Source organism: Leifsonia sp. L25, from assembly GCF_050632895.1.
This window is the reverse complement of the sequence record NZ_JBODRZ010000004.1, coordinates 579,782-606,338: the sequence shown is the minus strand read 5'-3', so window position 1 is coordinate 606,338 and position 26,557 is coordinate 579,782. Positions and strand designations below refer to the sequence as shown.

Sequence of the window (26,557 nt, the reverse complement as noted above, 5' to 3'; positions counted from 1 at the left end):
AGTAATTTGTGAAAGTTCTGTTTTTCGAGCGCGTCACGCCTGGCCGCATTGGACAGCGTCGATGCCCGCATAGTCGTGCGCCGACGCGGAGTCCGGGATCGTGAACGTGTACGGCTCGCCGGCGACCAGGTCGATGGTGGTGCTCCACTTGTCGACTTCGTCGCCCTCCGGGGAGTCCGAGAACGCGGCGGTGATGGTCGCGCCCGCGCAGGTCTGGCCGGGCGTCAACTCGAAGGTCCATCCGTCGACGTAGTGGACATGGACGCCGTCGACGTCGTAGTCGTCCGCCGCGGGGTCGTCAGCGCCGCCGCCCTGCGACGAGCCATCCGTCGGCGGCGCGGACGGTTCGTCGAACGGCGCCGCCGTCGAACTGGTCGGCGCGTCCGCCAGCCGGCTGGAACTGTGGGCGATCGCCAGGATGGCGAACAGCGCCATCAGCATCAGGACGAGACCGGCCGCGATGCCGCCGAGCGTGATGCCGACGATCGCGCCCGTGGAGAGGCGTCGGCGTCGGCGCCGGGGCGGAGGCGGAGGCGCGTACGGAGGCGCGTACGCCTGCGGCGTCCCGTAGGCCTGCGGCGCTCTGCCGTCGACCGGCGGCGGTGGCGCGTACGCACGCTGCTGCGGTTGCGGATGGGCCGGCTGCTGCTGCGGGGCCCGCCAGGCGGATGCCGCGAGGAGCGCATCCCGTGCCGCCGTCAGCGCGTCCCGGCGCTGGACGTCCGCCCCCGCCTCCTCCAGCCGCAGTTCGTAGGCCCGCTGCACCTCGCCGGACTCCGCGCCCGGCGACACACCCAGCAGCGCAGCCGCCTCGTTCGGACTCACCGCATCCCCCACCCCGGCGCATCGCTGTGCGCACGCCTCGATCGTAGCGACCGGGCACAGGCAGCAGACGTCTCAGGTCAGGGAGCCGGTCAGCCCGCGCACCAGGCCGCCCTCGCGCCGCCCGGGGCGCTCCGCCGTCGCGATCTCGCCCAGTTCGCGCACCACGCGCGCGTAGTAGCCCGCGGCCACACCCGCCCGGTACGCGCCCGGCTGCAGGTCGGCCTCGTTGCGCAGCCGGATCTCGGCGCGCGCGGCCTCGATCGGCGAGATGATCTTGACGCCGGCCCGGTACCGGATGAGTCGGTGCACCCACTCGTCCAGCGGCTGGGGTAGTCCGGCGGGCACGCGGTCATGCTCCGTCGCGAGGGAGGTGCGCCCCCGGGAGGCACGCGCGTCGGCGACAGCGCCGCCCGCGACCGCTTCACGCTCGGCGCGACGGCGCTCCGCCGCCAGGACGGACAGGAGGTCGTCGTGACGGTTCGCCTGCCGTGACAGCACGTCGAGCTCGTCGACGGCGGTCGCGTACTCGTCTTCGTATCCCGCGTAGGCCTCGGGATGCGCTGCCCGGTCGTTGGCCAGGTCGGTGCGCGCCGTCGCGGCCTGGGAGCGGGTGAGCACCGTGCGTCCGCTGCGGACCCGCTCCAGCCGCCAAGTCCAGGTGGCGAGGGGCTCGGGCATCAGGTGGCTCATGCGTCCACCGTAGGTCGGGCCACCGACATCGAAGGGAGCGGGCTCCGCGCGTCGGTGGCCCGGGCTAGCGTTGACGGTCGTGAGCACCATCCTGCGCCGTCCCGTCGATCGGGAGATCCTGCGGCTGGCCGTCCCCGCCCTGGGAGCGCTGGTGGCCGAGCCGATCTTCCTGCTCGCCGACTCGGCCATGGTCGGGCACCTCGGCGTCGAACCGCTGGCGGGTCTGGGCATTGCGAGCGCGGTGCTGCAGACGGTGGTGGGGCTCATGGTGTTCCTCGCCTACAGCACGACCCCGGCGGTGGCGCGCCGCCTCGGAGCCGGAGACGAACCTGGTGCGGTGGCCGCCGGTGTCGACGGCTGCTGGCTCGCCCTCGTGCTCGGCATCGCGCTGGCGGCGGCCGGATGGGCGGCGTCGCCGTTCTTCGTCGGGCTGTTCGGCGCATCCCCCGGCGTGAGCGATCAGGCCGAGCAGTACCTCTCGCTGTCGATGCTGGGGCTGCCCGCGATGCTCGTCGTCTACGCGGCGACCGGCCTGCTTCGCGGCCTGCAGGACACCCGGACGCCGCTCGCGGTCGCGGTGGCCGGGTTCGCCGTGAACATCCTGCTGAACTACCTGCTGATCTACGTGGCCGGGCTCGGGATCGCCGGCTCCGCGCTCGGCACCGTGGCGGCCCAGTGGGGGATGGTGCTGGTCTACGCGGTCATCGTCGCACGGCACGCCCGTCGCGTCGGCGCGCCCCTCCTCCCGCACCATGCCGGCATCGGGCGCACGGCCCGCGCCGGCGGCTGGCTGCTCCTCCGCACCGCCAGCCTCCGCGCCGCGATGCTGCTGGCGGTCTTCGCGGCGACGCAGCTCGGACCGGACGAGCTGGCCGCCTTCCAGGTGACGATGACCGTCTTCGCAACGCTCGCCTTCGCCCTCGACGCGCTCGCGATCGCCGCGCAGGCGCTGATCGGCAAGGGCCTCGGCGAGGGCGACCTCGAGGTCGTCCGGGCGGTGCTCCGCCGCTGCCTGCGCTGGGGAGTCGGTGCGGGCGTGGTGCTGGGCGTCGTCACCATCGCCCTGGCTCCGGTCGCGGGCGCGCTCTTCACGAGCGATGCCTCCGTCGCCGCCCTGTTGCCGCTGTCGCTCGCGATCGTCGGGCTCGGCGCGCCGCTCGGCGGCTACGTCTTCGTGCTCGACGGCGTGCTGATCGGCGCGGGCGACGCGCGCTACCTCGCCGTGACCGGCCTCATCAACGTCGCGGTCTTCGTGCCGCTCGCGATCGCCGCTGCGGCCTGGGGCGCGTCCGATGCCGGAGGGTTGGCCCTGCTCACCGCCGCCTTCGTGCTCGGCTACCTGGGCGCCCGGGCGGTCACCCTGGGGCTCCGGGCACGCGGCCGGGTATGGATGCGCGCGGGCGCCACCGTCTCGACGGCGACGCCCGCGCGCGCCGCGGTACGCCTACGCCAGCCAGCCGCGCGCCGCGACGACGAGCGCCCGCACCCCGGTGTCGATGGTCGGCTGCGGGATCGGCGCGAAGAACGGCGAGTGGTTGGTCGGGATGTCCGTCTCGACTGTGCCCGCTGCCATTGCGCGCAGCACCGTCTCGGGGTCGGCGCCGCCGAGCATCCAGTAGACCAGCGGTGCGCCGGCCGCTGTCGCGAGGTTCCCGACGTCCTCGCTGCCGGACAGGGCGCCCGGGTTGAGAACGTGATCCTCGCCGAACTCTGCCGGCGAAGGCGGCATTGACCCGGGCCGTCGACCTCGGGGTCGTTGACGGTGACCGGGTAGCGCTCGCCCCACTCGATGTCCGGCTCCTTCGGCGCGCCGGAAGCGTCCGACTCGGCCCGGATCACACGGTGCACGCCGTCGAGCACGCGCTGCCGAACGTCCTCGCTGAAGCTGCGAACGCTGATCCCCAGGCTCGCCTCGGCGGCGATGATGTTGTTCTTCGTGCCCGCGTGCAGGCTCCCCACGGTCACGACCGCGGTGTCCTGCGGGGCCACCTCGCGCGAGACCACGGCCTGCAGGCGCATCACCGTGGCCGCCGCCATGACGACCGGGTCGATCGTCGTCTCGGGGCGCGAGCCGTGACCGCCGCGCCCGTGCAGGGTGACCTCCATCGTGTCCACCGCGGCCATGGCCGCCTCGGGGTGCGCTCCGACCATACCGGCGGGCGCGGGGAGAACGTGCTGGCCCAGCACCACATCCGGCACCGGGACCTTCTCGAACAGGCCGTCGTCGACCATCACCTGTGCGCCGCCGCCGTGCTCCTCCGCCGGCTGGAACAGGGCGACGAGCGTCCCGGACCACTCCGCGCGCGAGGCGACCAGCGCCTCCACTGCTCCGAGCAGGCACGTGATGTGGATGTCATGCCCGCACGCGTGCATCAGCGGCACCGTGTTGCCCGCCTCGTCCGTGACGGTCTCGGTCGACGCCCAGTCCAGGCCGGTCTGCTCCCGCACGGGCAGCGCATCCATGTCGGCCCGGAGGAGCACTCGTCGGGCCGTCGCCGTTGCGCAGTACGCCGACCACGCCCGTGGTCGCGATGCCGGTGTGCACCTCGTCGAGGCCGAGCTCCGTCAGCCGGTCGGCGACGATGCCGGCGGTGCGGTGCTCGGTGAAGGCGAGCTCGGGGTGGGCGTGCAGGTCGCGGTACAGCGCTTCGAGATCCATGCCGCCAGCCTACGACCGGGCCCTAACGCCTCCTTCGGCGCAGTCGTCGTGTTCCCCTGGTGGAAGACGCTGGTGAAGGTGGCGGGATGCGGCTGGCCGCCCGCGAGCATCTCCACGACGGCGCGCCCGGCGGCGCGGCCCTTGTCGACCGCGGGCTGCACGAGCGTGGTCAGGTCGTAGGGCCAGAGGCCGTCGACGCGGACACCGTCGAACCCGACCACGCTGACATCACCGGGTACCTCGAGGCCGAGCTCTTCGGCGGCGCGGATGACGCCGGCCGCCAGCAGGTCGCTCTGCGCGATGATCGCCGTCGGACGCGTACGGGCGTCGGCGAGCAGCGCGCGCCCGGCGGCCCGGCCCTCCTCGACGAACGATCCCCGCGTGACCCAGCCGCCCGCGCCGGGGAAGACGTCGTGCGCGCCGGCCAGTCGCTCCATCGCGGTGGTGGAGCTGGCGGCGGCGACCCGCTCGGGCGTCAGCGGGCCGCGTGCGCGGTCGCGGGTGAGCGAGAGGGTCACCACGGCGACCTCGCGGTGGCCGAGGTGGTGGAGGTGCTGGCGCGGCGACGCGGGTCGCCTCACGGTTGTCCTGACCGATGGTCGGGACGCCGTCTGCTGGGTCCCCCTCGATCGCGATGAGCGGGATTCCGCGCTGGCGCAGGGTCGCGACCGACTCGTCGAGCCGGGGGCTGCAGCCGATCAGGACGACCGCATCCATCGGCGCGTCCTCGATGCGCTGGGCGGCCTCCCCGGCGTCGGTGAGGATCAGGAGGCCGGCGTCGATCGCGCCGATCTCCTCCGTGATGCCGTCGAGCAGGGCGATCTTGATCGGGTCGCGGAAGGCGTCGCGCACCCGCTCCTCCATCACGACCCCGACGATGCCGGAGCGGCCACGGCGCAACGACCGGGCGCGGGGTCGGGCCCGGCGTAGTTGAGGCTCTTCGCCGCGGCGAGCACCCGCTCCCGCGTCGCGTCGGAGACGGGACCGGTGCCCGAGAACGCGAGGGACGCGGTGGAGTTGGACACGCCGGCCAGGCGGGCGACGGCGGCCAGGGTCGGCCGCGTGCCCGCCGGGGCTGTGCTGGGTTCGTTCACGTGTGGTAGCTTAGTCGAATCGTTTCGATCGAAACGATTCGAGCCGACGAACCCACAGGAATCGCCCCGATGTCACTGCCGACCTCCACCCCGACGCGCCCCCGCCGAGAGCTGACGGCCTGGCGGAACGCGGTGTTCGTCATCTTCATCCTGAGCGGCCTCGCCATGGCCACGTGGGTGGCCCGCATCCCGGGCGTGCGCGACGACCTCGGACTCGGCAAGGACCCGTCCGCGGTCGGCCTGCTGATCCTCGCATGTCGGTCGGCGCGATCCATCGGCCTCAGCGTCTCCTCGCCCGTGCTGGTGCGCTTCGGACCGCATCGCGGGATGGTCGGCGGCCTGATCATCGTCGCCATCGGCACGCTGTGCATCGGGTTCGGCGCCACGACATTCCACAGCGTTCCGCTGGTCGCGGTGGGCCTCATCCTGCTCGGCTTCGGCAACGGCATGGTCGACGTGATGATGAACGTCGAGGCGACCGCGGTGGAGCGCGAGATCGGCAAGACGCTCCTGCCGCTCATGCACGCCTGCTTCAGCCTCGGGACGGTCCTCGGCGCGGGCATCGGCGCGCTCGCGGCGTGGCTCGCGGTCCTCGTCGCGTGGCACCTGCTCGGCGTGGCCGTCGCGATCGTGGTCGTCGCGTTCGTGGCGATCCGCCACATCCCCCGCGAAGCCGAACTCGGCGACCAGGACGCGGCGCCGGCCAGGCGCATCCTGTTCGGCGAGCGGATGCGCACGTCGCTGGCCGTGTGGGCCGACTGGCGCCTCATCCTGATCGGCGTCGTCATGCTCGGGATGGCGTTCGGCGAGGGATCCGCGAACGACTGGATCTCGCTCGCCGTCGTCGACGGCCACGACCAGTCCAACTCGGTCGGCGCCCTCGTCTTCGGCTTCTTCGTCGCGGCGATGACCATCGGCCGCGTCGCCGGCGGACCCATCGTGGACCGCATCGGCCGCGTCGCCGCCATCCGCATCACCGCGGGCATGGGCGCCCTCGGGCTGGTGCTGTTCATCGTCGGCGGACCGATGTGGCTCGTGGTGATCGGCACCGCGCTGTGGGGCTTCGGCGTCTCGCTGGGATTCCCGCTCGGCATGTCCGCCGCGGCCGACGGCGCGGCGAACCCGGCCGCGCGCGTCTCCGCCGTCGCGATCATCGGATACTGCGCGCTCCTCGCCGGTCCGCCCCTGATCGGCTTCCTCGGGCAGCACTTCGCGCCTGCTGAACGCCCTGTTCCTCGTGCTCGGGCTGCTGGTCGCCGCGCCTCGCGGCGCCCGCCGCTGCGCCTGGTCGTGGCGCCCGCCGCCGCGCGCGAGAACGCGCCCGAGGCGGTCTGAGGCGCGACGGGCGCGGCGGCCGTTCCCGCCGGCTCTCCTCTCCGGCCGAGTGGGTGACATGATGTCGCAACTCGCGCCGAATTCGCGCCACAACTCACCACTCGGGCGGCGACCCTCCCGCGCGTCCGTCCGATCCGCCCTTCCCCGCGAGTGGTGAGCAGATGTCGCGACTCGGCGCAGATAGGCGCACCTACTCACCGTTCGAAGGCCGTCGGCCTGACCCATTCGGCGCGCCCACGCACCCCTCCCGCCGAGCGGTGAGCAGATTTCGCAAGTCGGCGCGAATACGCGCCACTCGTCACGGGTCGCGGGGAACGGACGCCCCGCGCCGCCCCGCCCCGCCCTTAAACGAACGCGATGCGGACCGGGGTCGGCACCGGGGATGCGCCCAGCGGCGTGAGCGACCGCGCCGCATCGTCGAAGGCGAAGACGGTCACCTCGTCGCTGTCCTGGCACGCCGCCAGCACCCGGTCACCCTCCGGCGTGATGACGAGATCGCGAGGCGAGCGTCCGCCGACCGGCACGGAGGCGACGAGTGGTCAGCAGCGAGGACGCCGGGTCGAAGGCGAACACCGCGATGGTCGTCGTCGCCGCGGACTTGCTGAGCCAGCACGGTCGTCCCGGAGTCCGTGATGCACACCGCCGCCGGAGCGTTGTCGCCCGTGGCGCCGTCGGCACGCGTCGTGGTGCTATGCGCCCGGACGAACCGGGTGCCGTCGCGGCGCAGCACGTCGATGGACGAATCCAGCTCGTTCACCAGCACCGCGTGCGTCCCATCGGGGTGGAACGCCAGGTGGCGCGGGCCGGCCGAGCCGATGACCACGCGTCGCCTCCGCCCGCAGCTCGAGCTCGCCCCTCTCCGAGAGCGCATACCAGCGGACCTCCCCCAGCCCCAGGTCGACCACGACGACGTCACCGGTCTGCGGGTCGATGCTCAGCTGGTGGACGTGCGGCCCCTCCTGCCGCGACGGGTCCGGCCCGCGACCCTCGTGCTGCACGAAGGCGGTCCGCGCCCCGAGCGACCCGTCGGCCGCGAGCGCGTACACCGAGACGGTCCCGCTCCCGTAGGTCCCGGTCACGAGCAGCGGCAGCGCCGGATGCACGACGAGGTGCGCGGGCGACGCTCCGCCGCTCGACACGGAGTTCAGTTCGGTCAGCGTCCCGTCCTCGGACCGCGCGTAGGCGACGACCCGGCCGTCGGCTCCGTCTCGCTCACCGCGTACACGGTCCGCCCGCCCGGCGCGGAAGCCACCCACGAGGGGTTCGTCACGCGCGCGGCGACCCGCACATCCGTCACCGACGTGCCGTTGAACCGCGCCGACAGCACCCCTCCGCGTGACCGTCGACGTGCGGTAGGTTCTCGGTGTACCGTGCCGATGAGGAGTTCGCGGGGCATGCGCCCATCCAACCACCGCCGCCCTCGGCGAGGGCGGCCGCCCGCCACGTAGGATGTTCCGGTGCGTCTCGTCACTGCTCAACTGCTCCGTCGAATATGCCGGCCGGCTGAGTGCGCACCTGCCACTGGCCACGCGGCTGCTGATGCTCAAGGCGGACGGCAGCCTGCTGGTGCACTCCGACGGCGGGTCGTACAAGCCGCTCAACTGGATGAGCCCGCCGTGCACCCTCACCGTCGACGAACCGGACGAACTGCAGCGGGCCGCCGGCATCCGCGAGGTCTGGCGCGTGACGCAGGCGAAGACGGCCGACATGCTGGTGGTGTCCATCCACGAGATCCTCAGCGACACCTCCCACGATCTGGGGATCGACCCGGGGCTGCAGAAGGACGGGGTGGAGGCGCATCTGCAGAAGCTGCTCGCCGAGCAGATCCACCTCCTCGGCGACGGCCACGTGCTGGTCCGCCGGGAGTACATGACCGCTATCGGCCCGGTGGACATCCTCGCTCGTGACGGTTCCGGCGCCGCGGTCGCCGTCGAGCTCAAACGCCGAGGCGACATCGACGGCGTGGAGCAGCTGACCCGCTACCTGGAGTTGATGAACCGCGACCCGCACCTCGCCCCGGTGACCGGCATCTTCGCCGCCCAGGAGATCAAGCCGCAGGCTCGCACACTCGCCGAGGACCGCGGCATCCGCTGCCTCGTGCTCGATTACGACGCGATGCGCGGCCTCGACGACAGCGACAGCAGGCTGTTCTGATGGCGCGCCCCGCCCCCGCTTCCCGCAGTCGTACGAGAACGGACCGGTCAAGAAGGCCCTCGCCGCGATCGCCGCCGAGCCGACCCTGGCGAACCTGGATGCGCTGCTCGCCGCCGCCACGAAGGGCGGCCTGGTGGTGGATGTGACCGGCTCGACCCCCGAGGACACGCGTCTGCGCACCATCAGCTCGACGACGGGCGAGGCGGTGCTGCCCCTGTTCACATCGATGAACGCGCTGCGGGGTGCGGTCGCACAGAGCACGGAGGGCGAGGGCGCGCGGGTCCAGGCGGTGATCGTGCCGGCTCTCGAAGCGCTGGGCTTCATCCGCACGGCCGATTTTGTCGCCGTGCAGTTCGATCCGGGGGCCGAGCACACCATGGTGGTCGCGCGCTCACACATCGAATCCGCCCTCAGCGAGCGCTGACGGGCGATTCAGATACGTGACATACAGTAGGACCGCTATGACCAACCCGACCACCACCGTCACGCGGACGTGGACGTGCATCCTGTTCGACCTCGACGGCACGCTCACCGACTCCGCCCCCGGCATCACCTCGTCCCTCGCCCGCATGTTCGCGGCGCTCGGGCAGCCGGTCCCCACCCCCGCCCAGCTGCTTGAGTACGTGGGCCCTCCGCTGCTCGACTCGCTGAAGAGCTTCGGCGGCATGACCGAGTCCGAGGCCCGCGAGGCGCTCGCCGTCTACCGCGCCGACTACGCCCAGCACGGAGCCCTCGACTCCGCGGTCTTCCCGGGCATCCGGGGCCTGCTGGAGCGCGTGCACGCCGCGGGCATCCCGCTGGCCCTCGCGACCAGCAAGCCGGAGATCCAGGCGACGCGCATCCTCGAGCACTTCGGGCTCGCGCAGTACTTCGACGTGATCACGGGCGCGACCGAGGACGAGAGCCGCAGCGCCAAGGCGGATGTGGTGGCGGAGGCCCTGCGCCGCCTCGGCGAGCGCGGTGTCGACCTCGAGCACACCGTCATGGTGGGCGACCGGCAGTACGACGTGGAGGGCGCGAGCGCACACGGTCTGCCGACCATCCTCGTCGAATGGGGCTACGGCTCCCCCGCCGAAGCGGCCGGCGCGATCGCCGTCGTGCACTCAGCGGACCAGCTGAGCTCGCTGCTCCTCGGCTGAGGACACCGACTAGGCGGAGCCGTTCGCGCGCGGGTAGGCTGATGTGTTGCGAAACCGCACCTCATACAGCACTAGGAATCGATATGCGCACACGTAATCCGTTCGTTCCGGCCGCCGTCGTCGCGGCCCTCACCATCGCCTCGCTGGCGGGCTGCTCCGGCGCCGGCAACACCAACTACGTCTCTTCGCACACGCCGAAGTCGTCGTCCTCGTCGGAGGCCGGCTCGGGTTCGGGCTCCTCCGACTCGGGCGCGACGTCGGAGGACCTTCCGTCCGACTTCCCGAAGAACGACGTTCCTCTGGTCGACGGGACCGTCGTCGTCGCGCGCGGCGACAAGGCCAACGGGTGGTCGGTCACCGTTCAGCCGAAGGGCAAGAACGGCTTCGCGGACGCCCAGTCCGCGCTGAAGAGCAAGGGCTACACCGAGCAGGCCGGCGCCACCGACAGCGCCGCGGTCTACACCAACGGCACGTACACCGTCGCCGTGAAGACCCCCGGCGTCTCGGTCACGTACGCCGTCACCGCGAACCAGTAGCTCGCACGCCCTCCCCACCGTCGAGTCCGCGGAGTTTGCACGGTTTCAGCCGATTCGCGTGCAAACTTCGCGGACTCGATGGAGGGGCGGCTCGAGGGTCAGGGCGTCGATGATGCGGACGAGTTCGTCGATGAAGGCGGTGAAGGTGTCGGAGCGGCGGATGAGCGCCAGGACGGCCTCGCGGTCGGAGAACACCTCCACGAACTGATCGAAGACCGTCTGGAACGACGACCGCCCCTCCGCCGAGAACGCGATGAAGGCGATCACGTTCACCCGCGCATCCCCCCAGTCGATCGCGGTGTCGTTGACCACGATCGCGATCGCGGTGCGCCAGGCGCTCATCGACATGGCGTGCGGCACCGCCAGCGAGTCGGTGAACGCGGTGGACGACATCTGCTCGCGCTCGACCGTCTGGTCCACGTACTCCTGATCGATCGCGCCGGCCGCGATCATCCGGTCGCCGAGCGCGCGGATCATCGTGATCGGGTCGCGCGCGTAGAAGTTGCGCAGGAACAGGCGCTCGTCGAAGTACTCCAGCAGTTCGCTCTTGATGCGCGCCCGGTGCCGCTGCCGGCGGATGCGCGACGCGGCCTGGCGGATGTGCTCCACATCCGTCTCCGTGAGGAACGGCTGCACGATGACCGTGTTCTCGCGCCGTCCGCGCGGGTCGATCGTCGTGAGCACCAGATCCGCGTCGATCGCATCCCAGTCGGCGTCCGTCGAGGTGATGACGCTGGTGATGTCGAGCTCGTCGCCCAGCGTGCTCTCCAGCCGGTCGCGCAGCAGGATGTGCATGTCGTAGTAGTTGGGGCAGACCACCGCGCAGGTGACCGCATCCCGTCGGCGGGACTGCTGCTCGAGATACGCGCCGACGTGCATGGCGATGTACGCGATCTCGTCATCGTTGACCGCGATGCCCTCCGCCGCCTGCAGCCGGCTGGCGATGTACACCGCGAGCTCGTAGATCATCGGGTACGAGCTCTTGATGGAGCGCGTGAGCGGATTGCGCGAGTACGTGTTCTCGTGTGCGCGGGCCACGAGGTTCTGCACGTGCAGGGTGAGGCGCACGATGAAGTTCTCGTCGTGCAGGTCGACGAGGTACTCGGTGGATGCGCGGTCGACGATGCCGCGCACCACCTCCAGGTCGGCGTCGCTGACGAACTCCTCGACGGTGTCGCGCCCGGCGCCCGGGGCGATGACGCGGGTCCGCATCAGGATGGCGAGGTAGCGCAGCTCGGTCGGGTCCAGCGCCGTGCCGAAGTGGCGTTCGATCAGGGCGCCGAGCTCCTGCGCCAGCGAGCGGATGGTCTCGCTCGTCTCCGGCTCCTCGACCGTGGGCAGGACGCGGTTCTTCGCCACCCGGTCCAGCGCGACGGCCATGTGCAGCAGCACGTCGTTGATGCCGTACTCGTTGACGAAGAAGCCCCGCGCGTCGAGCATCGCGACGAGGTCGGACTTGAACTCGGCCAGGCCCCGCGATCCGAACGCCTCCTGGATGCGCGCCACATCGACGACGCTCTGCCGCATCTCGTCGCGGAACAGCCGGCTCAGCAGCTTCCGCCGCGCGATCTCCGGCCCGAGCAGCTGCACCGTGCCGCCGCGGCGTTCGAGCGAGGCTCCGTTCCCGCGAGCAGGCCGCGCATCCGGGTCAGGTCGGATTCGATGGTCGAGTCGGAGACGAAGAGGCTCTCCGCGGTCTCGTAGACATCGATGCCCTCCGGCTCGTCGAGCAGCCGCCGCACGAGGAACACCAGGCGCTCCTGGGGCGACCCGGCGGTGCCCGTGTCCGAGCTGCCGTCACCCGCGAGATAGGCGGCGTACGCCTCCGGCTTCACCCGGTAGCCGTTCGGCCCGGACTCGACGACCTCGCCGAGCGCGGCCGCATACGAGCGGATGCTGCGCGTCGTCACGCCGATGTCGTGCGCGAGCTCGCCCGCCGTCACCCAGGCAGCACGACGCTCGAGGATGTCGAGCATCCTCGTCTGCTTCGCCGAGAGCGCCACCGGGACCACCTTCCGTGAACGAGTCAACCACCCCGGGAGCTCCCCCACGGCGCTTCCGGCCAGGTTTCCGCACCCCCGGAAGAAACGCTGCTGGCAGCGCCGGGCCACCCGGAGGGACCATGATCGACGTCCCATGAGCTCCACCAGCACGCCCCCGCTCCAGTCTGCGGGCACCTGCAACACCCCGGAAAGGCAAGATCGATGAGGATCGTGGTCGTGTGCGGCGCCGGTGCGTCCAGCACCTTCGTCGCCGTGAAGCTGCGCAGCGCGGCACGCACGCGCGGCGCGGTCGTCGACGTCGAGCCGGGCAGCGTGAGCCAGCTGGAATCCCTGGACGGCGTGGACGTCGTCCTCGTCGGCGCCCACCTCGAGTCCGCCGTGGCCGGCCTGCGCGAGCGCGCCGCCGCCACCGGCACGGCCGTCGTCGTGCTGCCTCCCGTCTCCCCCGCGGCCCTCGACGGCGAGCGCGCGCTGGACCTGGCCCTGGACGCGAAGGCGACGACACTATGAGAGACAGGGCGGCCACGGGGCCGGCACGGAGCGAAGGAGATCACCACAATGGCTGAACGGATCATCACGGTCGGATCGACGCACGGGCTGCACGCCCGTCCGGCGAAGCTCTTCGTCGAGGCGGTCAACGGCTCGGGGCGCGAAGGTGAAGCTGACGAAGGAGGGCGGCAAGACCGTCGACGCCGGCAGCATCCTGGGAGTCATCTCGCTGGGCATCGACCACGGCGACAAGATCGTGCTCACCACGGAGGCGGACGACGCGGAGGCCGTGCTCGACGACCTGGCCGAGATCCTGGCCACGGACCACGACGCCTGATCATGACCGGATCATCCACTCTCACGGGCGCCGGCATCGGCCAGGGCATCGCCATCGGGCGCGTGCTGCGCATGTCGGCCCCGCTCCCCGAGCCGGCCGACCAGCCGAGCACGCGCACGCCCGACGAGGAGAAGACGCGGGTCCAGGAGGCGGTGGCCGCTGTCGCCGCCGACCTGCGCGAGCGCGCATCCACCGTCTCCGGCACCGCCGCCGACGTGCTGGAGGCCCAGTCGATGATGGCGGAGGACTCGACCCTCGCCGACGACGTCGCCTCGCGCATCGACGGCGGCAAGACCGCCGAGCGCGCCGTGTTCGAGGGCTTCGCCGTCCTCCGCGACATGTTGAAGGACCTCGGCGGCTACATGGGCGAGCGCGCCGGCGACCTCGACGACGTGTCGCAGCGCGTCGTGGCCGCCCTCGAGGGCAAGCCGGCCCCCGGGGTCCCGCACTCGGAGACGCCGTACGTGCTGGTCGCGCACGACCTGGCGCCCGCCGACACGGCCCTGCTCGACCTGACCAAGGTCCTGGGGCTGGTGACGAAGGAGGGCGGACCGACCTCGCACACCGCCATCCTCGCCCGCGAGAAGTCGATCGTCGCGATCGTGGGCGCCGCGGGCGCCGACGGTCTGGCCGACGGCGATGAGGTCATCGTGGATGCGGCGGCCGGCACGGTCACCGTCTCGCCCACCGATGACCAGCGGGCCGGCGCCCAGCGCCGCATCGACGAGCGCGCCGCGGCCCTCGCGGGCGGCGTCGAGCCCGGTGCTCTGGCGGACGGCACGGCCATCCCGCTGCTCGCCAACCTCGGATCCGCCGAAGGCGCCGCGGGCGCTGTCGCGGCCGGCGCCGAGGGCGTCGGGCTGTTCCGCACCGAGTTCCTGTTCCTGGATGCGCGGATGGCGCCCACCGTCGAGCAGCAGCGCGAGCAGTACGTGAAGCTCCTGAGCGCATTCGGCGGCGGCAAGAAGGTCGTCGTGCGCGTGCTGGACGCGGGCGCGGACAAGCCCCTCGAGTTCCTGAACGACGCCCACGAGGACAACCCGGCGCTCGGCCTGCGCGGCCTTCGCTCGCTGCGCGCCAACGAGGACATCCTCCGCGAGCAGCTGACCGCCCTCGCCGAGGCGGACGCCCAGACCGACGCCGACCTCTGGGTCATGGCGCCGATGGTGGCCACCGTCGAGGAGACGCGCTATTTCACCGAGCTCGGCCGCGAGTACGGCCTCAAGACGGTCGGCGTCATGGTCGAGGTGCCCTCGGCCGCGCTGCTCGCCGACCGTGTGCTCCAGGTGGCCGACTTCGCCTCCATCGGCACCAACGACCTCACGCAGTACACCCTCGCGGCCGACCGCCTGCTCGGCTCGGTCGCCGGCTTCCAGGATCCGTGGCATCCGGCCGTCCTCCGCCTGATCGGCGAGGTCGGCGCCGCCGGATCCGCGCAGGGCAAGCCGGTCGGGATCTGCGGCGAGGCGGCGGCGGACCCCCTGCTCGCCGTGGTGCTCGTCGGTCTCGGAGCCACCACCCTCTCGATGTCGCCCGCGGCCCTCGCCGACGTGCGGCTCTCCCTCAAGCGCTACACCCTCGACCAGGCCCGAACCCTGGCCGAGACCGCTCTGGCCGCCGATGGCGCGGCCGAAGCCCGGGAGGCGGTCAAGCAGGCCGCCGAACGAATCACCTCCCTCCCCCTCAGAACAGAAACGAGGCACCAGAATGACGACGGCGACAGCGACGACGCCGAAGAAGCCGAGCAGCGCACGTGTGCACGTGCAGCGCTTCGGCACCTTCCTCTCCAACATGGTCATGCCGAACATCCCGGCGTTCATCGCCTGGGGGTTCATCACGGCCCTCTTCATCGCGACCGGCTGGCTGCAGAACACGGGATGGGCGATCAGCCCCATCCTCGGCGGCTTCGGCGACCAGGCGAAGATCGGCTGGTCGGGTGCGGCCACCGTGCTCGCGCAGGACCCGAGCGGCCACACCTTCTCGCAGTACGTCGGACTCGTCGGCCCGATGATCACCTACTTGCTGCCCCTGCTCATCGCGAACACCGGCGGCCGCATGGTCTACGGCGTCCGCGGCGGCGTGGTCGGCAGCATCGCCACCATGGGCGTCATCGTCGGCTCCACCATCCCGATGTTCATCGGCGCCATGATCCTCGGCCCGCTGAGCGCCTGGATCATGAAGAAGGTGGATGCGCTCTGGGACGGCAAGATCAAGGCCGGCTTCGAGATGCTCGTCAACAACTTCTCCGCCGGCATCGTCGGCATGCTGCTCTCGATCGGCGCCTTCTTCGGGATCGCCCCCTCGTCGAGTGGCTGAGCTCGGTGCTCGGCGGCGCGGTCAACTGGCTGGTCTCGGCGCACCTGCTGCCCTTCGCGAGCATCCTCATCGAGCCGGGCAAGGTGCTGTTCCTCAACAACGCCATCAACCACGGCGTCCTGACCCCGCTCGGCGTCGAGCAGGCGCAGCAGACCGGCAAGTCGATCCTGTTCCTGCTGGAGGCCAACCCCGGCCCCGGTTTCGGCATCCTGATCGCCTACTCGATCTTCGGCCTCGGCATCGCCCGGGCAAGCGCTCCGGGCGCCGCGCTCATCCAGTTCGTCGGCGGCATCCACGAGATCTACTTCCCGTACGTGCTCATGAAGCCGACCATCATCATCGCGGCCATCCTCGGCGGCATGACCGGCATCGCGACCAACGTCACGTTCGGCTCGGGTCTCCGCGCCCCCGCCTCACCGGGGTCGATCATCGCCGTGCTGCTGCAGACTCCGGCCGACAGCTTCGTCGGCGTGACGCTCTCCGTGGTCCTCGCCGCGGCCGTGTCGTTCATCGTGGCGTCGATCATCCTGCGGGCCAGCCGCAAGCGCGACCTCGCCGCGGGCAACGCGGGCGACCTCTCCGCCGCCGTCGCCGCGACCGAGGCCAACAAGGGCAAGCAGTCCTCGGTCCTCGAAGGCCTGGTCCAGGAGGGCGAGCACGACACCGGAGACGCCCAGGGCGACGCCACCAAGCGACTGGTGCAGAACATCGTGTTCGCGTGCGACGCTGGGATGGGCTCGAGCGCGATGGGCGCATCCGTGCTGCGCAACAAGATCAAGAAGGCCGGCGTCGAAGGCGTGACGGTGACCAACCAGGCCATCAGCAACCTCGACGGCACCGCCGACCTGGTCATCACGCAGCGCGAGCTGACCGACCGCGCGAAGGGGCAGTCGCCGAACTCGCTCCACGTGTCCGTCGACAACTTCATGAACAGCCCCAAGTACGACGAGGTCGTCGACCTCGTCGCCAGCCAGCAGAAGGAAACCGAGAACGCAGCCAAATGACCGACACGATTCTCGACCGGGCGAACGTGGTGGCCGCGGGTTCCGCGACCACCCGGGAGGACGCGATCCGGGAGGCGGGTGGCCTGCTCGTCGCAGCGGGCGCCGTCGACCCCGGGTACGTCGACTCGATGCAGGACCGAGAGAACACCGTCTCCACCTTCATGGGGAACGGCCTCGCCATCCCGCACGGCACGAACGAGTCCAAGGACGAGATCAAGCGGTCCGCGCTCTCCTTCATCCGCTACTCCTCGCCGCTCGACTGGGGCGGCGAGGAGGTGCGGTTCGTCGTCGGCATCGCCGGGCAGAACAACGAGCACCTCGAGATCCTGTCCAAGATCGCCATCCTCTTCTCGGAGGAGGACGACGTGCAGAAGCTGCTGGACGCTCCGGATGCGGATGCGCTCTACGCGCTGTTGGGGAATGTGAACGAGTGAAGGCCGTCCACTTCGGCGCGGGCAACATCGGACGCGGCTTCGTGGGGCTCCTGCTCCACGAAGCCGGGTACGAGGTCGTGTTCGCAGACGTGAACGCCGAGCTGATCGACGCCCTCGCCGCCGCCGACTCGTACGACGTGCACCTGGTCGGCGAGGACTCGGCGACCAAGACCGTCACCGGCTTCCGCGCGATCAACAGTGCGACCGAGGAGGATGCGCTGGTCGCCGAGATCGCGACGGCGGACGTCGTCACGACCGCGGTCGGCCCGCGCATCCTCCGCTTCGTCGCGCCGGTGATCGCCCGCGGGCTCGCCGCCCGCGCCGAGGACGCGCCGCGCCTCGCCGTGATGGCGTGCGAGAACGCGATCGGCGCCTCCGACCTGCTGGCGGCGGAGCTGATGGACGGCCTGCCGGACGACGACACCCGCGACGAGCTGGCCGCGAAGGCCGTCTTCGCCAACACGGCCGTCGACCGCATCGTGCCCGCGCAGGCGGCCGACGCCGGCATCGACGTCACCGTGGAGACGTTCTACGAGTGGGTCGTCGACCGTTCGCCGTTCGCCGGGCACGAGCCGGCCATCCCGGGGGCGGACTTCGTCGACTCCCTCGGCCCGTACATCGAGCGCAAGCTCTTCACGGTGAACACGGGCCACGCGACCGTCGCCTACACGGGGTTCCTGCAGGGGGCGACGACGATCGCCGAGGCGATCGCCATCCCGGAGGTGCGTGAAGCGGCCGAGGCGGCCCTGCGCGAGACGTCGGCGGCGCTCAGCGCCAAGCATGGTCTGCCCGCGGAGGAGCTCGCCGCGTACCGTGCCAAGATCCTGGGCCGGTTCACCAACCCCTACCTGGTCGACGAGGTCACCCGCGTCGGCCGGGAGCCGCTCCGCAAGCTCGGGCGCGACGACCGCTTCATCGGCCCCGCGTCCGACTACGCCCAGTACGTGGGCGGCATCCCCGAGGCGCTCGTCGCGGCCGTCGGGGCCGCCCTCCGCTTCGACGTGCCGGAGGACACGCAGAGCGTCGAGCTGCTGCGGCTGCTCGACGAGGCGGACGCGGCCGCGATCGTGACCGAGGTCATGGGCGTCGAGGCCGCCGAGCCCCTGCACGCGCCGCTGGTGGCGGTCGTCGCCGCCGCGCAGCGCGACCGGGTCGACGCGTCGCTCTGACCCTCGCCCGCGGGCGCAGGAGGAGCGCTCCGGATTCCCCGATCCGGAGCGTTTCTCCTGCGCCAGCGGGCCCAAGTTGCGTGCCCGCTGGGTATCCGCCGACCCCCGGTGTCGCCGGCGGAACCCGGTGGTACGTTTCGCTTGTGAGCCGAATCGTGTCGGTGGCCCCGGTGCTCCCCGCCCGTAGCTACAGCCAAGGGGAGATCACCGCTGCGCTGCTCGCGATGATCACGTCCGATCCCGCACGCCAGCAGGTGATGCGCCGCATCCATGCCTCGTCCGGGGTCCAGACCCGCAGCCTGGTGATGCCGCTGGAGCGCTACAGCTCGCTGGCCTCGTTCCAGGAGTCGAACGACTACTTCATCGCCGAGGGCACCTCGCTCGCCGAGCGCGCGCTGACCGCCGCGCTCAGCTCCGCCGGCCTCACGCCGGAGGACGTCGACTTCCTCCTCTTCACCTCCGTCACGGGCATCGCGGCGCCGTCGATCGACGCGCAGCTGGTCTCGCGCCTGGGCCTCCGGCCCGACGTGAAGCGGCTGCCGAGCTTCGGGCTGGGATGCGTCGCCGGCGCCGCGGGGATCGCCCGTGTCAACGACTACCTGGCCGGGCATCCCGGCGAGGTCGCCGTGCTGCTGTCGGTCGAGCTCTGCTCGCTGACGGTTCAGGCGCGGGACGACTCCATGGCCAACATCGTGGCGAGCGGCCTCTTCGGCGACGGCGCAGCCGCGGTCGTCATGGTCGGCGACGCGCGGGCGGAGGAGCTCGGCCTCGCCGGGCCGGAGGTCGTCGACTCGCGCAGCCACATCTATCCCGACACGGCCGACGTGATCGGCTGGGACATCGGCGGCACTGGCTTCCGCATCGTTCTGAGCGCGGGCGTGCCCGAGGTGATCGAGCGGAACTTCGCCGGCGACGCACGCGGCATCCTGGCCGCGCACGGACTCGAGGTGGACGACGTGGGCGCGTGGGCCGCGCATCCGGGCGGCCCGAAGGTGCTGGAGGCGTTCTCCGAGGCGCTGGACCTGCCCGAGGGCGCGCTGGACGCGAGCTGGCGCTCGCTCGCCAACGTGGGCAACCTGTCCTCCGCCGCCGTGCTGCACGTGCTGGCCGAACAGTTGGATGCGCATCCCGCCGGCACGATCGGCCTGCTGTTCGCGCTCGGCCCGGGGGTCACCAGCGAGCTGGTGCTGCTGCGCTGGGCGGACGGCGAGAAGCGAGCCGCGCCGGCCATCGTGCCGGCCCCGGCGCTGGCAGAGTGAGCCGGGCGGCGGCGTGATCTGGTACACCCTCCTCGTGCTCGCGACCGGCGGCGAGCGCATCGCGGAGCTCATCGTCTCGACCCGCAACGCCCGGTGGTCCTTCGCCCGCGGCGGCGTCGAGTTCGGGCGCGGGCACTTCCCGCCATGGTCGCCCTGCACACCGGGCTCCTGCTCGCCTGCCTGGCGGAGGTCTGGTTCGCGGGACGTCCGTTCATCCCGTGGCTGGGCTGGCCGATGCTCGTGCTGGTGCTCGCCAGTCAGGCACTCCGCTGGTGGTGCATCGCCACACTGGGCCCGCGGTGGAACACCCGGGTCATCGTCGTGCGCGACCTCCCGCTCGTGACCCGCGGCCCGTACCGCTGGTTCACGCACCCGAACTACGTCGCCGTCGTGGTCGAGGGCTTCGCCCTTCCCCTGGTGCACACCGCCTGGGTGACCGCCCTCGCGTTCACCGTGCTGAACGCGTGGCTGCTCGTCGTGCGCATCCGCTGCGAGAACCGCGCCCTCGCCTCCGTCCTCCCGGCCACCGCCCGCGCATGAGTCCGCAGGTCGTCGTCGTGGGCGGGGGCCCGATCGGCCTGGCCTGTGCGATCGAGGCGCGCATCGACGGGATGGACGTGGTGCTCGTCGAGCCGCGCGTCGGGCCGATCGACAAGGCGTGCGGCGAGGGCCTGATGCCCGGTGCGCTGGCCGCACTCCACCGCATCGGCGTCGATCCGCCCGGCCGCCGCCTGGACGGGGTCGCCTATCTGGACGCCTCCGCCCGCGTGGAGCACCGGTTCTCCGACCGGCCGGGTCGCGGGGTTCGGCGCACCGTGCTGCACCAGGCGCTGGCGGAGCGCGCCGCCGAGCTGGGCACGGAACGCATCCAGGCGAAGGTCACGGGCGTCGAGCGGCGCATGGACGGCGTGACGCTGACGCTGAACGACGGCCAGTCGATCGACGCGCCGTGGGTCGTCGCCGCCGACGGCCTGCACTCGCCGGTGCGTCGGATGGTCGGGCTCGAGGGCCGCGGGCAGCCGGGCGACCGGAGGCGGTTCGGGCTGCGGAAGCATTTCGCGATCGAGCCCTGGACGTCTCTCGTGGAGGTGCACTGGTCGGACGGCGCGGAGGCCTACGTGACGCCAGTCGACGATCACACCGTCGGCGTCGCCGTGCTGGGTGCGCGGCCCCTCGACGTGGATGCGGTGATCGCGGGCATCCCGGAGCTCGCCGGGCGCCTCGACGGTGTCGCGACCGTCTCCGAGCCCCGCGGCGCGGGTCCGCTTTTGCAGCGGGCGCGGGCGCGGTCGTCCGGGCGGGTGCTGCTCGCGGGGGACGCCTCCGGCTACGTGGACGCCCTCACCGGCGAAGGGATGCGCGTCGGCTTCGCGCAGGCCCGCGCGGCGATCGCGGCGGTGCGCGCGGGCAGCACCGAGCAGTACGAGCGCGCCTGGCGCGCGACGACGCGCGACTTCCGGCTGCTCACCACGGCCCTGGTGGTCGGCGTCCCGGTCGCGCTTCCGGCCCCGCATCGTGCCGACCGCGGCGCACCGTCCAGAGCTGTTCGGCTCCATCGTCGAGCGCCTCTCGCGCTGATCGATTCCGGCTCTGCGCCCGTCGGAATGCCTGCATAACCAGGCATAAAAGCATGCTTAGCGCGCGCGAAGGGTGGCCGGAACGGGGGTGGACAGATTAGTATCTGAAATCGAGCATCGACATCGGATATGCGGAAAGGTGAGACATGGACCGATCAGCATCCGGCCCCTCCGACGACGCGCCTGCCGCGCAGCACGCCGCCGAACTCCGGGTCGCTCCCAGCGCCGACGTCGCGAAGGCGAACCCGGTGAAGAAGCGCACGACCGTGACCTTCTACCTGACCGACGCCATGCGCAACCGAGCGCGTGCGGCCTACCGTCGAGACGTCGTTCGACGAGCGTGACAGCAGCTGGTCCGAGATGCTCAACAAGGCGCTGCTCGCCGAGGTCGAGCGTCGCGAGCTCGCGTACAACGGTGGCGAGGCGTTCGTCGGCAACGACGAGCCGCTGACGCCCGGGCGCCCGATCGGCTTCTAGGCGCGGGCACGGGCGCGCGTCGGCGCCGCACGCGTGCGTGCGCGCGAGATCCCGGCACGCCGGCGGCTGGGGTTGCCGGCGTGCCGGGAGGTCAGCACCGAAGGGATGCGCTCAGCGGGTGTGGTGGCGGTGCCCCCGGTTGCCCGCGGCGAAGGCGAGCATCACTCCGAGCAGCGCCAGCAGCGCGCCCAGGCCGCCGATGCCCAGCTCGTCGGAGCCGGTCGAGGCGAGCGCCGAGGTGCCGGTCGCCGCGGAGCCCCACGAGCCCGAGCCGGCGGCCAGAGCCGACGCGCCGCTCGCGGCGACGGTCGTGGTTCCGCCGTCGGGGAACGCGCCGGCGCCCACATCCGGACCGCCGGCGATCGGGGTCGCCGGGGTGGTCGGCGTCGCGGGATCGGTCGGCGTCGCGGGGTCGGCCGGCGTCGACGGGGTCGTCGGCGTACCCGGGGTCGTCGGCATGGTCACGTCGACCGCCGCGCTGTCGCCCACGAGGCTGATACCGTTGCCGCCCACGGTCACGGGGAGCTGCACTCCGATCGGAAGGTCGATGCCGCCCGTCGAGTCGCCGCCGGTCGTGGAGCCGCCGGTCGCGCCACCGGTCGCCGGGGCGTTGGTGGTCGTCCCCGAGGTGGTCGAGTCACCCACACCCGAGATCGCGTTGCCGCCCACCGTCACCGGAAGAGCCGCATCCACAGGGGCCTGGACGCCCGAGAGGATGCCGTCGCCCGAACCCGAGCCGCTGGTCGCGGTGCTGCCGCTGCCGGCCGCCGGAGCGGTCGTCGTCGAACCCGACGTGGTCGAGTCACCGAGCCCCGAGATCGCGTTGCCGCCTACCGTCACCGGAAGAGCCGCATCCACAGGGGCCTGGACGCCCGAGGGGATGCCACCGTCCGAGCCTGCACCGCTCGTGGCGGTGCTGCCGCCGGCCGCCGGAGCGGCCGTCGTCGAACCGGTCGACGACGAGTCGCCCACCACCGACACGGCGTTGCCGCCCGCGGTCACCGGAACGGCCGCCGAGACGGGTGCCTGGATGCCGGACAGCAGGCCGCCGTCCGTCGCCGTGCCGGTCGAGGTGGCCGTCGAACCGGAGCCGCCGGAGGTGGTGCTCGCGGAGGAGCCCGACGAGGTCGAGTCGCCGATCACCGAAATCGCGTTGCCGCCCGCCGTGACCGGGACGTCGACCGCGACCGGGGCCTGGATGCCCGAGGCGACGCCATCCGCGCCGGAGGACGTGGCGCTCGCGCCGGAGCCAGAGTCCGCCGCCGGGGCGGCGGCGGTGGAGTCGGCCGTCGCGGAGTCCCCGACGACGCTGACCGCGTTCCCGGACACATCCACCGGCACGCTGACGTCGACCACCGCCTGGTCGCCGGTCAGCACCCCGCTGACCGAATCGGGCGACACCGTCGCGCTCGGAGCCGACGGCGTGGGAGCGGCCGCCGAGGAGTCGGTGCTCGACGAGTCGCCGATCACCGAGATGCCGTTGCCCGCGATGGAGACCGGGACGGTGACGCCGACGACCGCCTGGTCGCCGCTCGCGACACCGTCGGTGCCCGAGGTCTCGGCCGCGTTCGCCGCGGCCGTTCCGGCGAGCCAGAGGCCGCCGACGCAGAGGGTGAACCACATCCCCCTGGATACGAACTTGTTCATGGTGGAGCCTTTCGAATGAGTGGGTCTCAGCCCGGGCACGGATGTGCCGGGCGAATGTCGCGTGCTGCCTCAGGGCAGCCGCGACCCACTCAGTCGGGGCTGATGTCGTGGTCGGCGACGGGGCCGGCGGGGACGTGATCGTCCGCGGCCGCGGCGCTGAGCCCGCTCCGAACGGAGACGGGGAGGAGGAAGTCGTCCGCTGTGGCCGCGGATCCGGGCACAGCTCCGCCCGGGCCGCCTGCGCCGCCCGCGGAACCGGCGGAGCCGCCGCCGGGCAGGCTGCCGCCCGGCAGACCGTCACCGGGCTCGCCGCCACCGGCCGGAGCGAGCGGAGCTCCGCCCAGGGCTCCGGCGGATACAGACGTCAGGGCGGCGGCGGAGAGGGAGCGAGCGACGCTCACGAAGGGGTGGGACAGCGCCGCCGACACGGACGGAAGCACGGCATCCTCGGCCCGCGGCTGGAGAGCGGCAGTCGGTGCCGGAACGGCCGGATCCGCCGGGGAACCCGGCTGCCCGGAGGTCGGCGGTGCCGACTCGACCGGCGACGTCACGGGCGAGACGGCCGTGTCGACCGCGCCCACCGCATCCGACACCGCCTGGTCGACCGCGCCGGTCACCGGCTGCGTCACCGACGAGACCGGTGCGGGCGGGAGCACGTCTCCGACGACGGGGACCACTGCCACGACCTCGTCCACGGTGGAGACCACCGGGTCGACGACGGCCGAGACGGGCGACTGATCGGCGACCTCGTCGACCGTGTCTGCGACGGGCGCCACGACCGCCGAGACCACCTCGTGAACCGGGGCCGGGAGGGCCGGGGCGACCGCGTGGGTCACCGCGCCCACCGCTTCGCCGACGCCGGAGGCGGCGCTCGACAGGAGCGCGCTCACGGGTCCGGGCGGCGGTGCGGGCTCGGCCGCCGAGGCGGAGGGCCCGCCGGCGAGGAATCCGAGGACGGTCAGTCCGGCGCCGGCGATCAGCGAGCCGACCAGCACGCGCGCAGGGGTGATGAAGCGGCGGTGCAGCTCCTGAGCCACCTCCGGCATACGATCACCCCCTGACCGTTCGAGACGTCGGCGAGTGTACGCCGCGGTCTACGGAACAGGAAGGGCGGAATTCCGCGGGTCGGTCGCGGCACGTTCGCGGGCCGAACGGGTGCGGCGGGCGGCGCCCGCGGCGACGCCCACGACGATCAGCGCCCCGACGGTCATGGCGGCGCCCACCCACAGCGGCGAGGCGTACCCGAAGCCGGCGGCGATCGTGAGGCCGCCCAGCCACGCGCCGAGCGCGTTGCCGAGGTTGAACGCGGCGATGTTCGCTCCCGAGGCGAGGGTCGGCGCATGCGAGGCGTACGACAGCACGCGCAGCTGGAGCGCGGGCACGGTCGCGAACCCGAACGCGCCCATCAGCACGAGCGCGACGACGGCCGGGACCGGCATGCCGGCGACGAGGGCGAACGCCACGAGCACCACGGCGAGCGCACCGAGCAGCCACAGCAGGGTGCCGTCGACGGAGCGGTCGGCGAGGCGTCCGCCCACCCAGTTGCCGGCGAAGAGCCCGAGGCCGAACAGGATGAGGAGCCAGGGCACCGCGGCCGAGGGGGAAGCCCGAGACGCCGGTGAGCGTGTAGGCGATGTACGTGAAGGCGCCGAACATCCCGCCGAAGCCGAGAACCGTGGCGGCCAGCGACAGCCACACCTGCCCGGACCGGAACGCGGACAACTCCCCGCGCAGTCCGGAGGCCGACCGCGCGCCCGCCCCGGCGGGAACCAGCACGGCGACGCCGACGAGCGCGACCACGCCGATCGCCGTGATGGCCCAGAAGGTCGAGCGCCAGCCGAACGCCTGCCCGAGCAGGGTGCCGAAGGGCACCCCGAGCACGTTCGCGGCGGTCAGCCCGGTGAACATGATCGCGATCGCACGCGCCTGCTTCTCAGCCGCCACGAGGCCGGCGGCGACGACCGAGCCGATGCCGAAGAAGGCGCCGTGGCAGAGGGCCGCCACCACGCGGCCGGCGAGCATCACGCCGTAGTCGGGCGCGATCGCCGACATCAGGTTGCCGACGATGAACAGCACCATGAGGCCGAGCAGCGCCGCCTTGCGGGGATCCGCGTCGCCGCCGCAGTCAGCCCGAGCGCGCCGACGACGACCGCGAGCGCGTATCCGGAGATCAGCCAGCCGGCGGTCGCCTCGTCGACGTGGAAGTCGGCGGCGACCTCGGGCAGCAGCCCGGCGATGACGAACTCCGTCAGGCCGATGCCGAATCCTCCGAGGGCGAGGGCGATCAGGCCAGCGGGCATGGGTGTCTCCTTCTGGATACGACGGTGCTGGTGGGGCAGGGTGCGCTACCCTGTTAGTTGCAGACGCGCTGTAAATAGTTGCACGTGCAACTACATAATGCAAGGGAGACGTCATGGGCATCGCCGACGACGCGGTCGAGGTGCGCGCGCACGGCTGGCGCACGCTCGCCGCCCTGCACGGCTACATCGAGGCGGAGCTCGAGCGCGACCTCACGCGCGACGTGCAACTCTCCGTCGTCGAATACACCGTGCTGGACGCGCTGGCCCGGCAGGACGGCTGGCACATGAGGATGCAGCAGCTCGCCCGGGCGAGCGCCCTGAGCCCCAGCGCCACGACCCGGCTCGTGAACCGCCTGGAGGAGCGCGGCCTGCTGACGCGCATCCTCTGCGCCGACGACCGCCGCGGGATCTACACCGAGCTGACCGCGTCCGGTCACCGGCTGCTCGACACCGCGCGCCCGGTGCACGACGCCGCACTCACCCGGGCGCTCGACGGCGCCAAGGCGATCCCCGAGCTGAGCCCGCTGGTGGATGCGCTCCCCAGCTGACCGCCCAGCCCGCCTGAGCGGCGCGCTGGTCAGCGCAGCACTTCGACCAGCGCCACCCATGAGAACAGCACGGTCGTGATGATGGCCAGGATGGTACCCACCGCCACGAACACGAGCCCGCCCGTCTCGGCGCCCGCAACCAGGAGCACTCCCCCGATCGCATAGGCCGCGGGCGGGACGGAGAACAGCGCGACGCGTTCGGCCGTCCACCTCCGGAACCCGGTCTGCACCGCATCCCGCTGCACGGCGAGCGCCGACCGCACCACGACGACGCCGCAGAGCGCCGTTCCCACCAGCACCTGGACGCCGTATCCGACCGGCACCTGGCCGGGGATGAGCGCCGCACAGCACAGGGCCACGCCGAGGATGAGCGACGCGATGGAGGCGCTGGCGCGTGCGGCCAGTCCCCGCGACTCGGCGATCATCCGGATGTTGACCGACAGGGCGACGATCAGGAGGCCGCCGAGCGCCGCGCCGGCCCCGGCGACCGCCACATTGAACTCGGACCACGAAGCGAACGGCTCCAGCATGCCGCCAGCGTAGCGGCGCGTCGCGGCCAGGGCGT

21 protein-coding genes and 10 pseudogenes are annotated in these 26,557 nt (G+C 72.1%); 18 read left to right on the top strand and 13 right to left on the bottom strand.

All coding sequences use genetic code 11. The features are described from left to right. Positions 1-33: 33 nt before the first annotated feature. Positions 34-825 (bottom strand): hypothetical protein, encoded by a 792-nt coding sequence (locus tag ACRAWC_RS24275; protein WP_431246207.1) that lies wholly within the window; start codon positions 823-825, stop codon positions 34-36. 72 nt (positions 826-897) lie between these two features. Next, positions 898-1,515: a hypothetical protein gene (locus ACRAWC_RS24270; RefSeq protein WP_431246206.1), complete on the bottom strand. Its 618-nt coding sequence runs from the start codon at positions 1,513-1,515 to the stop codon at positions 898-900. Positions 1,516-1,702: 187 nt separating this feature from the next. Between ACRAWC_RS24270 and ACRAWC_RS24265 the strand changes: the two are divergent. After that, positions 1,703-2,728 (top strand): annotated as a pseudogene (locus tag ACRAWC_RS24265) (MATE family efflux transporter); the annotation flags it as partial. A 231-nt stretch (positions 2,729-2,959) separates the two neighbouring features. Here ACRAWC_RS24265 and ACRAWC_RS24260 read toward each other — a convergent pair. The 3 genes and pseudogenes from ACRAWC_RS24260 to ACRAWC_RS24250 all read right to left on the bottom strand — a co-directional run bounded on the left by ACRAWC_RS24260 (position 2,960) and on the right by ACRAWC_RS24250 (position 5,268). Continuing rightward, a pseudogene (locus tag ACRAWC_RS24260) lies at positions 2,960-4,174 on the bottom strand (amidohydrolase). Beyond that, positions 4,081-4,755: a substrate-binding domain-containing protein gene (locus ACRAWC_RS24255; RefSeq protein ID WP_431349855.1), complete on the bottom strand. Its 675-nt coding sequence runs from the start codon at positions 4,753-4,755 to the stop codon at positions 4,081-4,083. The pseudogene ACRAWC_RS24260 and the gene ACRAWC_RS24255 overlap by 94 nt, the downstream one beginning before the upstream one ends. Positions 4,756-5,037: 282 nt before the next feature. Continuing rightward, positions 5,038-5,268, bottom strand: coding sequence for a LacI family DNA-binding transcriptional regulator (locus ACRAWC_RS24250; RefSeq protein ID WP_431349854.1), 231 nt, complete (start codon positions 5,266-5,268; stop codon positions 5,038-5,040). A 69-nt stretch (positions 5,269-5,337) separates the two neighbouring features. Here ACRAWC_RS24250 and ACRAWC_RS24245 point away from each other — a divergent pair, with 69 nt between their 5' ends. Then, positions 5,338-6,603, top strand: a complete 1,266-nt coding sequence (locus tag ACRAWC_RS24245; RefSeq protein WP_431349853.1) for an MFS transporter — start codon at positions 5,338-5,340, stop codon at positions 6,601-6,603. Between the two features lie 344 nt (positions 6,604-6,947). Here the strand turns inward: ACRAWC_RS24245 and ACRAWC_RS24240 are convergent, their stop codons facing one another. The 3 genes and pseudogenes from ACRAWC_RS24240 to ACRAWC_RS24230 form a co-directional block, all read right to left on the bottom strand. Next, positions 6,948-7,127: a beta-propeller fold lactonase family protein gene (locus ACRAWC_RS24240; protein ID WP_431349852.1), complete on the bottom strand. Its 180-nt coding sequence runs from the start codon at positions 7,125-7,127 to the stop codon at positions 6,948-6,950. A 137-nt stretch (positions 7,128-7,264) separates the two neighbouring features. Then, positions 7,265-7,474, bottom strand: a pseudogene (locus ACRAWC_RS24235) (beta-propeller fold lactonase family protein); the annotation flags it as partial. Between the two features lie 22 nt (positions 7,475-7,496). Then, positions 7,497-7,999 (bottom strand): annotated as a pseudogene (locus tag ACRAWC_RS24230) (beta-propeller fold lactonase family protein); the annotation flags it as partial. Between the two features lie 53 nt (positions 8,000-8,052). Between ACRAWC_RS24230 and nucS the strand changes: the two are divergent. The 4 genes from nucS (at position 8,053) to ACRAWC_RS24210 (ending at position 10,432) form a co-directional block, all read left to right on the top strand. Then, a complete protein-coding gene (gene nucS / locus ACRAWC_RS24225; protein ID WP_431349851.1) occupies positions 8,053-8,757 on the top strand; it encodes an endonuclease NucS in 705 nt (234 codons plus the stop codon). Further along, a complete protein-coding gene (locus tag ACRAWC_RS24220) occupies positions 8,708-9,181 on the top strand; it encodes an SseB family protein (protein WP_431221512.1) in 474 nt (157 codons plus the stop codon). The genes nucS and ACRAWC_RS24220 overlap by 50 nt, the downstream gene beginning before the upstream one ends. A gap of 37 nt (positions 9,182-9,218) precedes the next feature. Further along, on the top strand, positions 9,219-9,896 hold the full coding sequence (locus ACRAWC_RS24215) for an HAD hydrolase-like protein (protein ID WP_431349850.1): 678 nt from the start codon (positions 9,219-9,221) through the stop codon (positions 9,894-9,896). Between the two features lie 83 nt (positions 9,897-9,979). Beyond that, positions 9,980-10,432 (top strand): hypothetical protein, encoded by a 453-nt coding sequence (locus ACRAWC_RS24210; RefSeq protein WP_431219668.1) that lies wholly within the window; start codon positions 9,980-9,982, stop codon positions 10,430-10,432. 45 nt (positions 10,433-10,477) lie between these two features. On the opposite strand, the pseudogene ACRAWC_RS24205 reads toward ACRAWC_RS24210, so the two are convergent. Then, positions 10,478-12,435, bottom strand: a pseudogene (locus ACRAWC_RS24205) (BglG family transcription antiterminator). Between the two features lie 201 nt (positions 12,436-12,636). Between ACRAWC_RS24205 and ACRAWC_RS24200 the strand changes: the two are divergent. From ACRAWC_RS24200 to ACRAWC_RS24150, 11 genes and pseudogenes are all read left to right on the top strand, one after another. Continuing rightward, positions 12,637-12,945, top strand: coding sequence for a PTS sugar transporter subunit IIB (locus ACRAWC_RS24200; protein ID WP_431219666.1), 309 nt, complete (start codon positions 12,637-12,639; stop codon positions 12,943-12,945). A 48-nt stretch (positions 12,946-12,993) separates the two neighbouring features. After that, a pseudogene (locus ACRAWC_RS24195) lies at positions 12,994-13,261 on the top strand (HPr family phosphocarrier protein). A gap of 2 nt (positions 13,262-13,263) precedes the next feature. After that, a pseudogene (gene ptsP, locus ACRAWC_RS24190) lies at positions 13,264-14,972 on the top strand (phosphoenolpyruvate--protein phosphotransferase). Further along, a pseudogene (locus tag ACRAWC_RS24185) lies at positions 14,969-16,581 on the top strand (PTS mannitol transporter subunit IICB). The pseudogenes ptsP and ACRAWC_RS24185 overlap by 4 nt, the downstream one beginning before the upstream one ends. Continuing rightward, positions 16,578-17,015, top strand: a complete 438-nt coding sequence (locus ACRAWC_RS24180; protein WP_431219663.1) for a PTS sugar transporter subunit IIA — start codon at positions 16,578-16,580, stop codon at positions 17,013-17,015. Before ACRAWC_RS24185 ends, ACRAWC_RS24180 begins: the two are co-directional and overlap by 4 nt. Further along, positions 17,012-18,184: a mannitol-1-phosphate 5-dehydrogenase gene (locus tag ACRAWC_RS24175; RefSeq protein ID WP_431246198.1), complete on the top strand. Its 1,173-nt coding sequence runs from the start codon at positions 17,012-17,014 to the stop codon at positions 18,182-18,184. The genes ACRAWC_RS24180 and ACRAWC_RS24175 overlap by 4 nt, the downstream gene beginning before the upstream one ends. 143 nt (positions 18,185-18,327) lie before the next feature. Then, the gene (locus tag ACRAWC_RS24170) at positions 18,328-19,443 is read left to right on the top strand and encodes a type III polyketide synthase (protein ID WP_431246197.1); all 1,116 of its coding nucleotides are present in this window, start codon (positions 18,328-18,330) and stop codon (positions 19,441-19,443) included. A 13-nt stretch (positions 19,444-19,456) separates the two neighbouring features. Beyond that, positions 19,457-19,983 (top strand): annotated as a pseudogene (locus ACRAWC_RS24165) (isoprenylcysteine carboxyl methyltransferase family protein). Next, positions 19,980-21,059, top strand: a complete 1,080-nt coding sequence (locus tag ACRAWC_RS24160) for an NAD(P)/FAD-dependent oxidoreductase (protein ID WP_431349849.1) — start codon at positions 19,980-19,982, stop codon at positions 21,057-21,059. The pseudogene ACRAWC_RS24165 and the gene ACRAWC_RS24160 overlap by 4 nt, the downstream one beginning before the upstream one ends. Before the next feature lie 107 nt (positions 21,060-21,166). Next, entirely contained in the window at positions 21,167-21,364 is a 198-nt protein-coding gene (locus tag ACRAWC_RS24155) for a hypothetical protein (RefSeq protein ID WP_431349848.1), read from the top strand. Next, positions 21,327-21,497: a hypothetical protein gene (locus ACRAWC_RS24150; RefSeq protein ID WP_431349847.1), complete on the top strand. Its 171-nt coding sequence runs from the start codon at positions 21,327-21,329 to the stop codon at positions 21,495-21,497. Before ACRAWC_RS24155 ends, ACRAWC_RS24150 begins: the two co-directional genes overlap by 38 nt. A gap of 111 nt (positions 21,498-21,608) precedes the next feature. Here the strand turns inward: ACRAWC_RS24150 and ACRAWC_RS24145 are convergent, their stop codons facing one another. The 3 genes and pseudogenes from ACRAWC_RS24145 to ACRAWC_RS24135 form a co-directional block, all read right to left on the bottom strand. Then, positions 21,609-23,144, bottom strand: coding sequence for a chaplin family protein (locus ACRAWC_RS24145; protein WP_431246193.1), 1,536 nt, complete (start codon positions 23,142-23,144; stop codon positions 21,609-21,611). A gap of 89 nt (positions 23,145-23,233) precedes the next feature. Next, the gene (locus tag ACRAWC_RS24140) at positions 23,234-24,190 is read right to left on the bottom strand and encodes a hypothetical protein (RefSeq protein WP_431246192.1); all 957 of its coding nucleotides are present in this window, start codon (positions 24,188-24,190) and stop codon (positions 23,234-23,236) included. A gap of 48 nt (positions 24,191-24,238) precedes the next feature. Beyond that, a pseudogene (locus ACRAWC_RS24135) lies at positions 24,239-25,444 on the bottom strand (MFS transporter). A 113-nt stretch (positions 25,445-25,557) separates the two neighbouring features. Between ACRAWC_RS24135 and ACRAWC_RS24130 the strand changes: the two are divergent. Next, the gene (locus ACRAWC_RS24130) at positions 25,558-25,992 is read left to right on the top strand and encodes a MarR family winged helix-turn-helix transcriptional regulator (protein ID WP_431349846.1); all 435 of its coding nucleotides are present in this window, start codon (positions 25,558-25,560) and stop codon (positions 25,990-25,992) included. A 29-nt stretch (positions 25,993-26,021) separates the two neighbouring features. Here the strand turns inward: ACRAWC_RS24130 and ACRAWC_RS24125 are convergent, their stop codons facing one another. Then, on the bottom strand, positions 26,022-26,522 hold the full coding sequence (locus ACRAWC_RS24125) for a hypothetical protein (RefSeq protein WP_431246191.1): 501 nt from the start codon (positions 26,520-26,522) through the stop codon (positions 26,022-26,024). Positions 26,523-26,557: the final 35 nt, after the last annotated feature.

Excerpts from the sequence above, each read along its gene's own strand:
- ACRAWC_RS24270 (WP_431246206.1), bottom strand. The coding sequence starts at position 1,515 with ATGAGCCACCTGATGCCCGAGCCCCTCGCCACCTGGACTTGGCGGCTG.
- ACRAWC_RS24245 (WP_431349853.1), top strand. The coding sequence starts at position 5,338 with ATGTCACTGCCGACCTCCACCCCGACGCGCCCCCGCCGAGAGCTGACG.
- nucS (WP_431349851.1), top strand. The coding sequence starts at position 8,053 with ATGTTCCGGTGCGTCTCGTCACTGCTCAACTGCTCCGTCGAATATGCC.
- ACRAWC_RS24215 (WP_431349850.1), top strand. The coding sequence starts at position 9,219 with ATGACCAACCCGACCACCACCGTCACGCGGACGTGGACGTGCATCCTG.
- ACRAWC_RS24210 (WP_431219668.1), top strand. The coding sequence starts at position 9,980 with ATGCGCACACGTAATCCGTTCGTTCCGGCCGCCGTCGTCGCGGCCCTC.
- ACRAWC_RS24200 (WP_431219666.1), top strand. The coding sequence starts at position 12,637 with ATGAGGATCGTGGTCGTGTGCGGCGCCGGTGCGTCCAGCACCTTCGTC.
- ACRAWC_RS24180 (WP_431219663.1), top strand. The coding sequence starts at position 16,578 with ATGACCGACACGATTCTCGACCGGGCGAACGTGGTGGCCGCGGGTTCC.
- ACRAWC_RS24160 (WP_431349849.1), top strand. The coding sequence starts at position 19,980 with ATGAGTCCGCAGGTCGTCGTCGTGGGCGGGGGCCCGATCGGCCTGGCC.
- ACRAWC_RS24155 (WP_431349848.1), top strand. The coding sequence starts at position 21,167 with ATGGACCGATCAGCATCCGGCCCCTCCGACGACGCGCCTGCCGCGCAG.
- ACRAWC_RS24145 (WP_431246193.1), bottom strand. The coding sequence starts at position 23,144 with ATGAACAAGTTCGTATCCAGGGGGATGTGGTTCACCCTCTGCGTCGGC.
- ACRAWC_RS24140 (WP_431246192.1), bottom strand. The coding sequence starts at position 24,190 with ATGCCGGAGGTGGCTCAGGAGCTGCACCGCCGCTTCATCACCCCTGCG.
- ACRAWC_RS24130 (WP_431349846.1), top strand. The coding sequence starts at position 25,558 with ATGGGCATCGCCGACGACGCGGTCGAGGTGCGCGCGCACGGCTGGCGC.
- ACRAWC_RS24125 (WP_431246191.1), bottom strand. The coding sequence starts at position 26,522 with ATGCTGGAGCCGTTCGCTTCGTGGTCCGAGTTCAATGTGGCGGTCGCC.